Raw genomic sequence first — 12,890 nt, 5'->3', positions numbered from 1 at the left:
TAAGAAGGCGTTTAACCATATCGCCGCCGGCCCGCCGCTCTGGCCGCTGCGGTACCGGCCCAGGCCCCGGCTCGGGAAAAATCAAAGACCGCTCGGGGCTCTCCTCAGGGCGGATCCTGTGGCATCAGGAGCAGGCGACCCTGGTTGTCGGCGCGGAGCCGCTCCCGGTCACGGAACAGCATCAGGTAGTCACCGTCGCGCCAGCCGCTCAGCAGATTGCCGTAGCGCCGGCTCAGCGGGTTGCCCGACTGGCCGGTCGCCTGGCTGAACAGCGAGCGGGCCGGATTTCCCAGGTCATAGACCGCGCGATAGCCGGCGCCGTGAGCGGCGGCATAGGGGGCCTTGGGATTGCGCAGATTCGGGCTCGCCCGCAACAGGGTGCCGTTGCCGCCGGACATCGGAATGGCCAGTTCGGTCATGCCGCTGAGGCCCGGAATCCGGCTGAACAGCCCATTGGGGTGGCGCGCCTGATGGGCTTCGCCCCAGCGCCAGGCCAGCGGATCCCGTCCCTGGGCCAGTCGCAATTCGGCCACCGCCAGGCGCAGCGCCTCGGCGTTGCGCTCGGCGCAGCTCTCGCTCACCTCTGCCGTCGTCACATCGTCACACCAGCCGGTGGCTTCGCTCATGATGTGCTCGACCGCCAGCGGGTGCAGCGGGCCATAGCGCGCCGCTATATCCGCCAGCTCGTCGGCCCACAGCAGGGGACCGATGTGCCGCGCCCAGCTATAGAAGATAAGCGGTTCCGGCCGCTCGCGGTCCATGTGGCCGTTCCACTGCCGCAGCAGTTGCAGCGCCGACCGTCCGTCATCATCCGCCGGCTCGGCCGCCAGCAGCAGCGGCAGCAGACGCTGCGCCAGCAGCGACACGCTGTCATGCTGCCAGGCCGTGCTGGTCGCCAGTTCGTGGTCGTGCGATCCGCCGATCAGCACCGACAGGCGGGCGGCGCGAAAGCCGTCCTCCGGACTGAACCCGGTCAGATGGATGGCGGCGTCTGGCGGCAGGACCCGGTTGTTGGCGTTGTAGATATAGCCGCGCTCCGGGTTCCGTTCGCTTGGCCGCAGCCTCTCCGGCAGCCAGTCGAACCAGTCATCGCCCACTGCCGCCGCGTCGGCCGGCAGGAGCCCATCGCGGCCATTGCGGCGCAGCGGGATGCGTCCGGTGGTGACAAACCCGATATCGCCGTGGCGGTCGGCCAGCATGGCGTTCTGCGCCGGGCTGGCAAATCGCTCCAGCGCGGTCATGGCTTCGGCCACGCTGCGCGCCTCGGCCAGCGCGAACAGGGCGGCGGGGCTGTCATCGTCCGCGTCCAGGAAGGTGGCGCGCAGAGCGACCACCTGGCCGGCCCCGGCCAGCCGCCGTGTCGCCTCGTCCAGATCGCTGATGATCGGCCCCAGCGCCGTCTGCCGCACCGTCAGCCGCTCGGACTCTGCGCCGCGCACCCTGATGATCTCGTCGCGTCCGCTGATCGCCGCGCTGCCCGATGGTGTCACATAGAAGCCCGGGAAATCCGGCTGCTGCGGATCCAGGGTCAGGATGTAGAGGTCGGCCGCATCGGTGTTGCTGGTGGTAAAGCCCCAGGCGATGTCCCGGGTCTGCGCCAGGATCGGCGTCGGCACGCCGGCCACGGTGGCGCCGGCCCAGCCGCCCTCCGGCGTTTCCACATGGGCCAGATACCACAGGTTCGGTGCGCTGAACCCCAGATGCGGGTCGTTGGCCAGGATGGGTGCGCCCGGTTGGGTGCGTCCGCCGCCGATGACCCAGGCATTGGACGCCCCGCCCGTCGTTCCCGCCGGCAGGGCGGTGGCGACGGCGTTGGCCAGTGACGCCCACAATTGGGCCGTGCTGCCGGCTGCACCGGCCTTCGGCTGGCCTGCAGCGGAGGGCACCGTCGGCGCGGTTGCGGCGTGTGCGCGGTCGCCTCTGTAAGGACCGGGCGTATAGTGCCGCCGCAGGACGGCGGACCGGTCATTCACCAGGGTGGATGGCGCAGCGTCGTTCTCCGGCCACAGCACCGTTGCCGCGTCGCCGCCCAGGCGGCTGATAACCTCCTGGCGCAGCATCTCCGCCTGCCAGTTGTCGGTCAGCAGCAATCCCATGAGCTTGCCCCACACCAGGGAGTCCGCTGGCTGCCACGGTTCCGGGCGATAGCGCAGGACCACGAACTCCGGCGGCGGCGCCTTGCTCCAGCCGCTGTTCAGCTCGCCAATGACCTGGTTGACGCCCGCCGCATAGGACTCCGTCAGGGCCTGATGCTCCGGCGTCAGCCGGTCAAACTGCGCTTCGGCCAGGCGATAGACGCCAAGCGTCCGCATGAAGCGGTCCAGCGGCAGAGTCGCCGTGCCCACTACTTCCGACAGGCGGCCGGCACCCAGCCGGCGCATGAACTCCATCTGGAACAACCGGTCGCGGGCGTGCAGGACGCCCAGGGCGAAGGCCGCATCCCGCCGGTTGTCCGCATAAATGTGTGGCACCCCGTGGGCGTCCCGCAGGACCTCCACCGATGCGCTCAGCGCCGGCGAAACGATGATGCCATCGTCATCGGCGATGCCGCTTTGCAGCCACAGCCACCCGCCGGCCAGCACAACCGCAATCAGCCCGCCAAGCCCCAGGGCCAGGCGGCGGCCCCACCGCAGAACCGGGCGCAGAACCGGGCCCAGGATGGCGCGCAGGGCGGCCCCCCGGCCGCCGCTCGGTTCAGGCCGCCTCATGTCAGTGGTCCACCGGCGTTGCGCGCCGCCAGGCGGCCGCGGCGACCGTCATTCAGGCCCAAGGCGGCATTGGCCGTCAGGGCGGCAAAGACCACCAGACCGCCGGTGATGGTCGCCGCTGGCGGTTGCTCGCCCAGTGCTGCCCACACCAGCAACGGCCCGATCAGCACCTGGGACTGGATCACCAGCGCGCCCTCGGCCGCCGGCAGATAGCGAAAGGAGCGGGTATAGAACCACATGCCGGCGCCCAGTGATCCGCCACCGATGGCCAGCAGAATCAGCAGGTCGCCGCCGCCGATGGTGGATGGGGATGCCAGCGGCGCTACCAGTGCCGCCCCCAGCAAGCCGCCCAGAACATGCGACGGCATCAGATCGCGCAGGCGGCCGTCGCGTGTCGGGGCGGAGCGCAGGCAGATGATGTTGGCCGAATAGAGGATGCCGGCGGCCAGCGCCATAAGATCGCCGCGCCAGCTTCCCAGCACCAGCGAGTCACGGAACATGTAGGCGATACCGGCCATCGCCACCGCCATCAGGACAACCAGCCTTGGCCGCACCGGTTCGCGCAGCAGCACATAGGCCAGAACCGCCGCAAAGAACGGCTGCGACGACACCAGAACAAAGACATTGGCCACCGACGTGGCCTGGAAGGCGTGATAGAAAAAGACATTGCCGACGCCCAGCGTCAACGCCGCCAGAAGCCCCGGCCGGCCGATATCCCTGTAGGCCCGCACGGTGTTGCGGCCATAACGACTGACCGTCCACAGGCCGACGAAGAAGGCCATGGCCAGGTTGGCGCCCAGCGCCAGGGTCCAGCCGTCGATGGCGGTCAGACGGACCAGAAGGCCTTCGGTGCTCCACAGAAGGACCCCGCAGGTGATCAGCAACAGGCCCAGGCCGTGCTCCGACAGAATCAGTCCGCGGCCAGCCACCCGCGGCCTTCAGGCGCTCTGCATACGGCGCGCCACGTCACGCGCGGCATAGGTCAGGACGCCGGCGGCGCCGGCCCGGCGGAACGACAGCAGGGCCTCCAGCATGGCCCGTTCGCCATCCAGCCAGCCGCGTTCGGCGGCCCCCATGATCATGCTGTATTCGCCGCTGACCATATAGGCATAGGTCGGTGCGCCGAAGGTGTCGTGCACCCGCCGCACCACGTCCAGATAGGGCAGGCCCGGCTTGACCATCACCATGTCCGCCCCCTCCGCCAGATCCAGCGCCACCTCGCGCAGGGCCTCGTCGCTGTTGGCCGGGTCCATCTGGTAGGTTTTCTTGTCACCCCGCCCCAGCGATGCGGCGGACCCCAGGGCGTCACGGAAAGGGCCATAGAAGGCGGAGGCATATTTCGCCGCATAGGCCATGATCATCACCCGGTCGAAGCCGGACTGGTCCAGCGCCCGGCGAATGCGGCCGACGCGTCCGTCCATCATGTCCGACGGGGCGATGACGTCGGCGCCGGCCTCTGCCTGCACCACCGCCTGCCGGCACAGAATGTCCAGGGTCTGGTCATTGGCCACATAGCCGTCGCGGACAACGCCGTCATGGCCGTGGTCGGTATAGGGGTCAAGCGCCACATCGCACATGACGCCGATATCCGGCACCGCGTCCTTGATAGCGCGGGCCGCACGGTTGATCAGATTGTCCGGGTTTGTCGCTTCGCTGCCTTCCCCGTCCTTGCGGGCGGGGTCGATCACCGGGAACAGAGCGATCATGGGAATGCCCAGGTCGCACGCTTCGCGCGCTGCGGCCACGGCCCGGTCCACCGACAGGCGGTGGACGCCGGGCATGGCCGCCACCGGCTCCGACTCGCCATTGCCTGAACGGATAAACAGCGGCCAGATCAGGTTGTCCGGCGACAAGGTGCTCTCCGCCACCAGCCGTCGGGACCAGCCATGCCGCCGCGTACGGCGCATGCGGCTGGCCGGAAAGCCAGCCGACGGAAAGGCTGTGGGGTCGGGCATGGCGGGCTCCGCTCGGTCGGCGCCGCTGGTCAGGCGCGGCCGGAGTGTAGGAGGGGGGTGGTTTGAGGGCAATCTTCAACCACCCGCGAATCTTCACGGCCGGCGCCCGCCGCGCGCGGCAACAGCCGGTGGCTGACGCCTGCCACCGGCTGTGGCGAAAGAAATTGTTAACGCCATTCGGCGCACACTGGCTGCAACGAACGTGTGTCAGGGCTGCGGTGGCCCTGCCGCGCTGACCCGGTCCAAGCTCGACGGAGGCCATGGTGAAGCAGTCATATTTCGAAACCATCGTGTTGCTGGAGCGGCTGCACCGCCAGTTCCTCGACGTGGTGAAGATGGAAATTGAACGGCTGGGCATCCAGGACATCAACAGTGTCCAGGCACTGATCCTCTACAACATCGGCAAGGAGGAGCTGACCGTCGGCGAGCTGACCCATCGCGGCTATTATCTGGGCTCCAACGTTTCCTACAACGTGAAACGGATGGTGGAGAACGGCTATCTGGAACAGCAGCGCTCGCTGCATGACCGCCGCTCCATCCGTGTGCGCCTGTCGGAAAAGGGGCTGGAGCTTTATGGTCGTCTCGACGAGATGTACGAGCGTCACGTCGTCGGCCTGGATGCCACGCCGGTGGAAGGCGAGAATCTGGAAGAGGTGGTGGCCACGCTCAAGCGGTTGGAGCGCTACTGGGGCGGCATTGTCGCCGGCCACACCACCGCGACGCCCTTGTCCGCCCGTTCCGCCGCTTGATCTGACGTCGTTTCAGTCAGGTTTCGCTTCGGCCTGACTCCGTTTCACACCGCCGTCGCCTTATTCGGTCTCCCAGGCCGCCGTTCCGCCGGCCAGACTATAGGCGCGTGGCCAGCCATTGTGCCGCAGCCAGCGGGCCACCATTAGGCTGCGCTGGCCATGGGCGCAGACCACGACGATATCGCGCTCCGCCGGCAGGTCGTCCACCGCCTCGGCCAGTTTGTCCATGGGAATATGCCGATCACAGGCGAAGGGCGCCGCCGCCACTTCCCACCCCTGACGCACGTCCAGCAGCCACGGCCGGTGGTCATCGGTGGTTTCGGCCAGCCGCCGGCGCAAGCTCAGACCGTCAATTTCCAGCGTCTCTGTCATGGTCTCCGATCCGGCGCCGGCGCCATACGGGCGCGTCTGAACTACGGCGCCGTACGGCGGCGCCTGATCTAGTTGGAGAACAGCAGGCCGGATTCGCCGACCCGTGCGCCGAGATTTTCGCGCAACTTGTCCAGGGCCTTGGCTTCGATCTGCCGGATACGTTCCTTGCTGACGCCGAAATCATCGCCGATTTCTGCCAGCGTCGTCTTTTCCGGCCCCAGGAAGCGGCGAACAATGATTCGTCGCTCGCGCGGCGTCAGATGATCGAGGGCTTCATGCAGCCATGACACGCGCACTTTGTGATCATGGCTTTCGCCCACCAGTTCTTCGGGGTTGGGCATGTCGTCCATCAGGAACTCGATGCCTTCCGCGCCGTCCTCTTCGCCGCCCACCGGGGCATTGAGGGAATTGTCGGGGCCGCCCAGATGGGCCTCCATGGCCATGACATCCGATGGCTTGACCGACAGCGCCTCCGCCACTTTCTCCCGGTCGGCGTCGGTCATCGGCCCGCTGGGATTCTCGGCCAGGCGGGCGCGGGCGCGGCGCAGATTGAAGAACAGGCGGCGCTGCGTCGGTGTGGTGGCCACCCGGACGATGGAATTGGTTCGCAGAATATGGTCCTGAATTGCCGCCATGATCCACCACGACGCATACGTGGAAAAGCGTACACTACGCTCCGGGTCAAAGCGCGCCGCCGCTTCCATCAGCCCGATATTGCCTTCCTGCACCAGGTCCGCCACCGGCAGGCCATAGCCGCGGAACCCCCAGGCGATCCGAACCACAAAGCGGGCGTAGGCCTCAACCAGACGGTGCAGGGCGTCTTCGTCCTGATCATCGCGCCAGCGTCGCGCCAGGTCGAACTCCTCCTCCCGCTCCAGAACCGGCGCCTGCATGACCGACGCCATATAGCGGCGGCTGCCGGGGTCAACCCGTGATGTGGTGAAGGACGCCATGGCCTTCCTCCTGTACTGACGGCGCCGGCGGGGAAGTTGGGGGCCCGGCCGGCATCGCCCTATTATGGTTTCGACTCGATACTGTATTGTTTTGAACATAGCCATTGACCGACGCCGCTTCAAGGGTATTTTCGACTCCGAACCAGCGCGGGTTTCTGCTGTATCTGGTTCAGAAACTGTTGAGGGGTGCCCGCGTGGCGTCATCGTCCTCCGCTCTGCCCACATCCGGCCCGGGGCCTGCCCCGCACGGCGTGGGTCGCGCCCATGATAAAGAGGCGGAGCCCCCCTATGATGATGCCGGCGGTCGACTGGCCGATCTTCTGGACCGGCTGGCCCGGGTGGCGCGTGGGATGCAGTTTGCGGCCGGCCTCAACCCGGCGCAGTGGGAAGCGCTTCGTTTTGTCGCTCGCGCCAACCGCCAGTCACGCACTCCCGGCGCTTTGGCCGCCTATCTCTGTGTCACCAAGGGCACCGCCTCCCAGACTCTCAAGTCCCTGACGGACAAGGGCTATGTGGAATCCTGTCGCGATGGCGATGACGGCCGGGTCCGGACCCTGGCGATCAGCCCGGCCGGTCAGGACCTGTTGTCCCGCGACCCGTTAATGGCTCTGGCGGCGGCGGCCGGTACACTGGATGCGGGCCACTGCAACACCATTACCAACACGCTGGAAACCCTGTTGCAGGATGTGCAGCAGGCGCAGGGCTGGCGCGCATTTGGCGCCTGCACCCAGTGCGGCCATTTCGGCCGGGAGTGCGCCAGCGACGACGGCAAGCCGCATCTGTGTGGTCTTACCGGGGATGGTCTCGACAGCCAGGACATCCGTCGCCTGTGCGTGAATTTCCAAGCTTGAATCTGTTTAATATCAACAGTCTATAGGTCTAAGCTCCGGCATGACATAAGCGAAAGCTGCATTTGCCGGCTGTTTACCATCTGCGGTCTAGACTGCATCGTCGCGTCCGGTTTGCTGGCGGATGATCCGCCGGCCGGGATGCGGCGGCGGAGTCCGTGATGGCCACCCCCCGATCATTCCATGCTGAGCGCCTGGCGTCGGTGCCGCTCGAGGAGATAATCTTCGAGTATCAGGCGATCGGCCAGACCGTGCGGGTCAGCGCCACGGATCCGGCCAGCCTGACTGAAGTGACGGTGATAGCCCCGCGAACCGCCGGCGAAGCGACCTGGCGTCGTATCGCCGAGCAGAAGCTACGCTGGGTATTGGCGCGGCGACGCGATCACAGTCTGCCGGTTGGACTCTAAGTGCGGGCGAGCGGTCTACCGCCTCCGGTCTGCCCCGTTGCGAATCGGACTGTGAACAGGTCACAAACCAGAGTCAGTCTGGCGCGCTGCCCGGCCGCTTGCGCAGGGTGAGGGGACGTTTGTCCCGACCGAGGCCGATCTTCTTGGCCTGGGCGGATCGCCTGGCCGCATAGTTCGGCGCGACCATCGGATAACTGGCCGGCAGTCCCCATCGGGCGCGGTACTCGTCCGGCGTCAGGTTGTAGGCGGCGCGCAGATGCCGTTTGAGCATCTTGAGCCGCCGTCCGTCCTCCAGGCAAACCAGATACTCCGGCGTGACGGAGCGGCGCACCGGCACGGCCGGCCGCGGCGGCGCGTGATCGCCGGGCGGCGTCTGGCCGAGCCCGGCCAGCGACTGATGGACCGCCGCGATGGTCTGGGCCAGGCGGTCTGCCGACAACGGATTGTGCGCCACATAGGCGGCGACGATGTCGGACGTCAGAGTCAGCATGTCGTGTGCCGCTTCGCCCGCGGAGGTCTGCGCTTCAGGCCCCGGCGACTCTACCATGGGCGACTCCACCGTCGGCGAGTCCGACAGGGCGGGGGGCAGTGTATGGTCGGCCGGCGCGGACATGTGGCGGTTCCTGTATGGCGTAGGTGGCGGCAGGCCAGGCGTGTCTTGTGAAACGGTTTTCAGTGCCGATTGTTTGCTCTGCATTTGCCGAGTGCCGGTGAATGCTTGGCGAATACAGAATCGGCAAGGAAATCCGGTTCAGTCTGCATGGCCGGCCGGCCCTGTCAATTGATCAATCCATCACACTCGGGCGATTGGCCGGGCCGCGGCCGGGTGCGGCGGTGGCCTGGCGCGCCGTCCTCGACCCGGCCGCCGCCCTTCCGGTCATAGGGAATCGATGGCTGGTGCCTTGCTGACCAGCGACGGCAAGATGTGGTATAGCAGGGCAGGCTGGCGGCGGGAGCAGGCGGACTATGGGGCAGGGTGCGGCAAATGGCGCGGCGGCGCGGCGTGGCCCGGATGATCGATCCGGCGAACCGCCGGACGGTAAGCCAGAGGGTGGACCACAGGGCGGGCCAGGCGGCGTCATCGCCGTCGCCGCCGATCATGCGGGCTGGCCTTTGAAGGCCCTGCTGGCGGCCTGGCTTGCAGACGCCGGGCATACAATCCTCGATCTCGGTACCGACGGGCCGGCCAGCGTGGACTATCCCGACATGGCGGATCGTCTTGCCGCCGCGCTGGCCGATGGTCGGGCCGGTCGCGGCATCCTTGTCTGCGGCACTGGCATCGGCATCGCCATGGCGGCCAACCGTCATGCCCACATCCGCTGCGCGCCGGTGGGCTCGGTGACGGAAGCCCGCCTGGCGCGAGAACACAACGACGCCAATGTATTGGCCCTTGGTGAACGGTTGATCGGCGAGGCGGTGGCGAAAGACTGCGTGGCCGCATTTCTTTCGACACAGGCCTCGACCCAAGAGCGTCATCGCCGACGGGTGGCAAAATTGTCGGCCCCGTCGGCTCCTGCCGCCCCATCTTCTCCTGCCGCCCCATCTTCCCCTGCTGCCGCATCCGCGGCCGCTGCCCCCGGCGGACGCAGAAAGACGGATCATGCCTGATTGCGCGCTTGTCGCCCGTTTCGCGGTGACCGGTGCCTCGGTCGGGTGCAGGCCCTTGTCCGGCGTGCCGGACCGGGCTTTTCTCCTGTCGGTTTCATGGTTCTTTCGCCAATCGCTTTAGCCGACCGTTTTTCGCCAACCGTTTCAGTGACGGGAGTTAGTCATGTCCAAAGCCGCTGCCGTGTCTTTCTTCGCCACTCCGCTGGAGGAGGCCGACCCGGATGTGTTTGGCGCGATCCGCGATGAGCTGCATCGCCAGCAGAGCGAGATAGAGCTCATCGCGTCGGAGAACATCGTCTCGCGCGCGGTGCTGCAGGCGGCCGGCTCGGTGATGACCAACAAATATGCCGAAGGGTATCCGGGCCGGCGCTACTACGGCGGTTGCGACTATGTGGACGTGGCCGAGGAACTGGCGCGTGAACGAGCCAAGACCCTGTTCGACTGCGCCTGGGTCAATGTCCAGGCCCATTCCGGCAGCCAGGCCAATCAGGCGGTGCTGATGGCGCTGTGCAAGCCGGGCGACACGATCATGGGCCTGTCGCTTGCCGCCGGCGGGCATCTGACTCACGGCGCGCCGCCCAACCAGTCCGGCAAGTGGTTCAACGCCGTTCAATATGGCGTGGATCGGCAAACCCACCAGATCGACTTCGACGAGGTGGAGCGCCTGGCTCGCCAGCACAAGCCGCGCCTCATCATCGCCGGTGGTTCGGCCTATCCGCGGGTGATCGATTTCAAACGCTTCCGCGAGATTGCCGATTCCGTCGGCGCCCTGCTGCATGTGGATATGGCGCACTTCGCCGGTCTCGTTGCCGGCGGCGTCCACCCAAGCCCCATGCCTTACGCTCATGTGGTAACCACCACCACTCACAAGACCCTGCGGGGACCACGCGGCGGCATGGTTCTGTCCAATGACGAGGAGATCGGCAAGAAGATCAACTCGGCCATCTTCCCCGGCTTGCAGGGCGGCCCGCTCATGCACGTCATTGCCGCCAAGGCGGTCGCCTTCGGCGAGGCGTTGCGGCCGGAGTTCAAGGCCTATGCCCGCCAGGTGGTGGTCAATGCCAGGACCCTGGCCGCCAGCCTGCAGCAGAACGGCTGTGACATCGTCTCCGGCGGCACCGACACCCATCTCATGCTGGTTGATCTTCGGCCCAAGAAACTGACCGGCAAGGCGGCTGATGAAAGCCTCGGCCGCGCCCGCATCACCTGCAACAAGAACGGTGTGCCGTTCGATCCGGAGAAGCCGACCGTCACATCGGGTATCCGCCTTGGTTCACCGGCCGCCACCACCCGTGGCTTTGGCGAGGCGGAGTTCCGTGAGGTCGGAGACCTGATCAATCAGGTGCTGGACGGTCTGGTCAAGACACCGGACGACAATGGGGCTGTAGAGGCGGCTGTGGCGAAGCGCGTGCTGGCGTTGTGCGAGCGTTTTCCGATTTATCCGGATATGTCATAGCCGGCCGCCACCGGCGCGCATGATGGCTCGCCGGTTGCGGTGGGTCAGAGGGGAGAGCCGGGCGGAGACGCGCGGAGGGGAGATTAGGAAATGCGGTGCCCGTTCTGTGGTTCTGACGACACTCAGGTCAAGGATTCTCGGCCGACGGAGGATGGCGCGGCCATTCGCCGGCGTCGTGGTTGCCTTGGCTGCGGCATGCGCTTCACCACCCTGGAGCGGGTGCAGTTGCGGGAGCTCATCGTCGTCAAGAAGGGTGGTGTGCGAGAGCCGTTTGAACGCGACAAGCTGCACCGCTCCATTGCCATTGCCTGCCGCAAGCGGCCGGTGGAGCCGGAGCGGGTGGAGCGCGTGGTCAACACCATCGTCCGCAAGCTGGAGAGCACCGGCGAGGCGGAGATTCCCTCGGACCTTATCGGCACGTATGTCATGGACGCCCTGGCCACGCTGGACAAGGTGGCCTATGTGCGTTTTGCCAGCGTCTATCGCAATTTCCGCGAAGCCCGCGATTTTGAGGAGTTCCTCGGCACGCTGGATCCCGATGCCGGTGGCCGCCCGGACGACTGACCGGGCCATCGCCCGCCCGCCCACGTGTCCGCCCGCCCGCGTGTCCGCCCACCCGCCGGGACCGCTGATCGCGCCTGCGCCATGACCAACACCATGGACACCTCCTTTTCGTCGGCGGACCATCGCTGGATGGCGCTGGCCGTCAGCCGCGCCCGCCGCGGCCTGGGGCGGGTGTGGCCGCGGCCGGCCGTGGGCTGCGTTCTGGTCGGTGATGATAGCGCCGGCGGCCGCCGCCTCATCGCCGCCGGCCATACGGGCGAGGGCGCGCACCGCCATACGCCGGCGGGTGAGGGGGGGCGGCCCCATGCGGAGGCGGTTGCCCTTGATCGCGCCGGGCCGGCCGCGCGCGGCGCCACCGCCTATGTGACGCTGGAGCCCTGCGCCCATGCTGGCGATCCGCCCAAGACACCGTGCGCCGAGCGTCTGATCGCCGCCGGCGTCAGCCGCGTGGTCAGCGCCATGGCCGATCCTGATAGCCGCGTCGCCGGCCGCGGCCATAAGGCGCTGCGGGCCGCCGGCATCACCGTCGATAGCGGCTTGCTGGGCGAAGCGGCGGCGGCGCTCAATGCGGGGTTTTTGCAGCGCCTGACCAGCGGCCGGCCCTTCGTCACCCTCAAGCTGGCGAGCAGTCTCGACGGCCGTATCGCCACCGCCGGCGGCGAAAGCCGCTGGATCACCGGGCCCCAGTCCCGCGCCCACGCGCACGGCCTGCGGCTCAGCCACGATGCGGTCCTGGTCGGCATCGGCACCGCCCTTAGCGATGATCCGGCGCTGACCTGCCGCCTGCCGGGCATCGCCGCCGATGACCGCCTGGCCCAGCCGGTGCGCATCGTGGTTGACCCCCGTCTTGACCTGCCGCCCACCGCCCGTCTTCTGTCATCAGCGGCGGGCGCGGTCTGGCTGCTGGCGGATGAAGCCGCCGACGGCGCGCGCCGTCGCCGCCTGGAAGATCTCGGCGCGCGGATCCTGGCCCTGCCGTCCGGTGCGGACGGGCTGGCGCCGTCCGCCATGCTGCAGGCACTGGGCGCGGCCGGGCTGACCCGTGTTCTGGTAGAGGGCGGGGCCGGTGTGGCCGGTCGCCTGCTGGCCGCCGGCCTGGTGGATCAGCTCGTCTGGTACCGCGCGCCGCTGCTTGTGGGCGGTGACGGGGTGGCTGCTGTCGGCCACCTGAATCTGGCCCGCCTGGCGGATGCCCGACGCTTTCGCCGGCTCAGTCTCGATCATCTTGGCGCGGATGTGGTGGAAACCCTGCAGCCGGTCAGTTAGAGAA

12 protein-coding genes and 1 pseudogene are annotated in these 12,890 nt (G+C 67.5%); 7 read left to right on the top strand and 6 right to left on the bottom strand.

Going from position 1 to position 12,890, the window contains the following annotated elements; translation table 11 throughout:
• Positions 1 to 104: 104 nt before the first annotated feature.
• From RIE31_01710 to hemB, 3 genes are read right to left on the bottom strand one after another with little or no spacing between them, the layout of a single operon-like run.
• Positions 105 to 2,708 carry a penicillin acylase family protein gene (locus RIE31_01710; protein MEQ8639318.1) on the bottom strand — a complete coding sequence of 868 codons (2,604 nt, stop codon included), beginning with the start codon at positions 2,706 to 2,708 and terminating at the stop codon, positions 105 to 107.
• A complete protein-coding gene (locus RIE31_01705; protein ID MEQ8639317.1) occupies positions 2,705 to 3,637 on the bottom strand; it encodes a DMT family transporter in 933 nt (310 codons plus the stop codon). The genes RIE31_01710 and RIE31_01705 overlap by 4 nt, the downstream gene beginning before the upstream one ends.
• Positions 3,638 to 3,646: 9 nt before the next feature.
• A complete protein-coding gene (gene hemB / locus RIE31_01700) occupies positions 3,647 to 4,663 on the bottom strand; it encodes a porphobilinogen synthase (protein MEQ8639316.1) in 1,017 nt (338 codons plus the stop codon).
• Between the two features lie 263 nt (positions 4,664 to 4,926).
• Here hemB and RIE31_01695 point away from each other — a divergent pair, with 263 nt between their 5' ends.
• Complete coding sequence (locus RIE31_01695; GenBank protein MEQ8639315.1) at positions 4,927 to 5,412, top strand: MarR family winged helix-turn-helix transcriptional regulator; 486 nt, start codon at positions 4,927 to 4,929, stop codon at positions 5,410 to 5,412.
• Between the two features lie 60 nt (positions 5,413 to 5,472).
• Here RIE31_01695 and RIE31_01690 read toward each other — a convergent pair whose 3' ends face one another.
• On the bottom strand, positions 5,473 to 5,784 hold the full coding sequence (locus RIE31_01690) for a rhodanese-like domain-containing protein (GenBank protein ID MEQ8639314.1): 312 nt from the start codon (positions 5,782 to 5,784) through the stop codon (positions 5,473 to 5,475).
• A gap of 68 nt (positions 5,785 to 5,852) precedes the next feature.
• Positions 5,853 to 6,737: an RNA polymerase factor sigma-32 gene (locus RIE31_01685; GenBank protein MEQ8639313.1), complete on the bottom strand. Its 885-nt coding sequence runs from the start codon at positions 6,735 to 6,737 to the stop codon at positions 5,853 to 5,855.
• Positions 6,738 to 6,988: 251 nt separating this feature from the next.
• Here RIE31_01685 and RIE31_01680 point away from each other — a divergent pair, with 251 nt between their 5' ends.
• The gene (locus RIE31_01680) at positions 6,989 to 7,588 is read left to right on the top strand and encodes a MarR family winged helix-turn-helix transcriptional regulator (GenBank protein ID MEQ8639312.1); all 600 of its coding nucleotides are present in this window, start codon (positions 6,989 to 6,991) and stop codon (positions 7,586 to 7,588) included.
• Positions 7,589 to 7,746: 158 nt separating this feature from the next.
• Positions 7,747 to 7,992: a hypothetical protein gene (locus RIE31_01675; GenBank protein MEQ8639311.1), complete on the top strand. Its 246-nt coding sequence runs from the start codon at positions 7,747 to 7,749 to the stop codon at positions 7,990 to 7,992.
• A 73-nt stretch (positions 7,993 to 8,065) separates the two neighbouring features.
• Here RIE31_01675 and RIE31_01670 read toward each other — a convergent pair whose 3' ends face one another.
• On the bottom strand, positions 8,066 to 8,539 hold the full coding sequence (locus RIE31_01670; protein ID MEQ8639310.1) for a MucR family transcriptional regulator: 474 nt from the start codon (positions 8,537 to 8,539) through the stop codon (positions 8,066 to 8,068).
• A gap of 533 nt (positions 8,540 to 9,072) precedes the next feature.
• Here RIE31_01670 and RIE31_01665 point away from each other — a divergent pair.
• From RIE31_01665 to ribD, 4 genes and pseudogenes are all read left to right on the top strand, one after another.
• Positions 9,073 to 9,498 (top strand): annotated as a pseudogene (locus RIE31_01665) (RpiB/LacA/LacB family sugar-phosphate isomerase).
• A 265-nt stretch (positions 9,499 to 9,763) separates the two neighbouring features.
• A complete protein-coding gene (glyA, locus tag RIE31_01660; GenBank protein ID MEQ8639309.1) occupies positions 9,764 to 11,056 on the top strand; it encodes a serine hydroxymethyltransferase in 1,293 nt (430 codons plus the stop codon).
• A 90-nt stretch (positions 11,057 to 11,146) separates the two neighbouring features.
• On the top strand, positions 11,147 to 11,620 hold the full coding sequence (gene nrdR, locus RIE31_01655) for a transcriptional regulator NrdR (protein MEQ8639308.1): 474 nt from the start codon (positions 11,147 to 11,149) through the stop codon (positions 11,618 to 11,620).
• 93 nt (positions 11,621 to 11,713) lie between these two features.
• Positions 11,714 to 12,886, top strand: a complete 1,173-nt coding sequence (gene ribD, locus RIE31_01650; GenBank protein MEQ8639307.1) for a bifunctional diaminohydroxyphosphoribosylaminopyrimidine deaminase/5-amino-6-(5-phosphoribosylamino)uracil reductase RibD — start codon at positions 11,714 to 11,716, stop codon at positions 12,884 to 12,886.
• Positions 12,887 to 12,890: the final 4 nt, after the last annotated feature.

It is taken from the genome of Alphaproteobacteria bacterium (genome assembly GCA_040218575.1).
In the GTDB taxonomy this organism is placed as follows: Bacteria; Pseudomonadota; Alphaproteobacteria; order JAVJRE01; family JAVJRE01; genus JAVJRE01.
This window is presented reverse-complemented; position numbering and strand designations above follow the sequence as displayed.

Bases quoted from the DNA above. Each gene is read 5' to 3' on its own strand.
- nrdR (MEQ8639308.1), top strand. From the start codon at position 11,147: ATGCGGTGCCCGTTCTGTGGTTCTGACGACACTCAGGTCAAGGATTCT.
- RIE31_01670 (MEQ8639310.1), bottom strand. From the start codon at position 8,539: ATGGTAGAGTCGCCGGGGCCTGAAGCGCAGACCTCCGCGGGCGAAGCG.
- RIE31_01685 (MEQ8639313.1), bottom strand. From the start codon at position 6,737: ATGGCGTCCTTCACCACATCACGGGTTGACCCCGGCAGCCGCCGCTAT.
- hemB (MEQ8639316.1), bottom strand. From the start codon at position 4,663: ATGCCCGACCCCACAGCCTTTCCGTCGGCTGGCTTTCCGGCCAGCCGC.
- RIE31_01675 (MEQ8639311.1), top strand. From the start codon at position 7,747: ATGGCCACCCCCCGATCATTCCATGCTGAGCGCCTGGCGTCGGTGCCG.
- glyA (MEQ8639309.1), top strand. From the start codon at position 9,764: ATGTCCAAAGCCGCTGCCGTGTCTTTCTTCGCCACTCCGCTGGAGGAG.
- ribD (MEQ8639307.1), top strand. From the start codon at position 11,714: ATGGACACCTCCTTTTCGTCGGCGGACCATCGCTGGATGGCGCTGGCC.
- RIE31_01710 (MEQ8639318.1), bottom strand. From the start codon at position 2,708: ATGAGGCGGCCTGAACCGAGCGGCGGCCGGGGGGCCGCCCTGCGCGCC.
- RIE31_01690 (MEQ8639314.1), bottom strand. From the start codon at position 5,784: ATGACAGAGACGCTGGAAATTGACGGTCTGAGCTTGCGCCGGCGGCTG.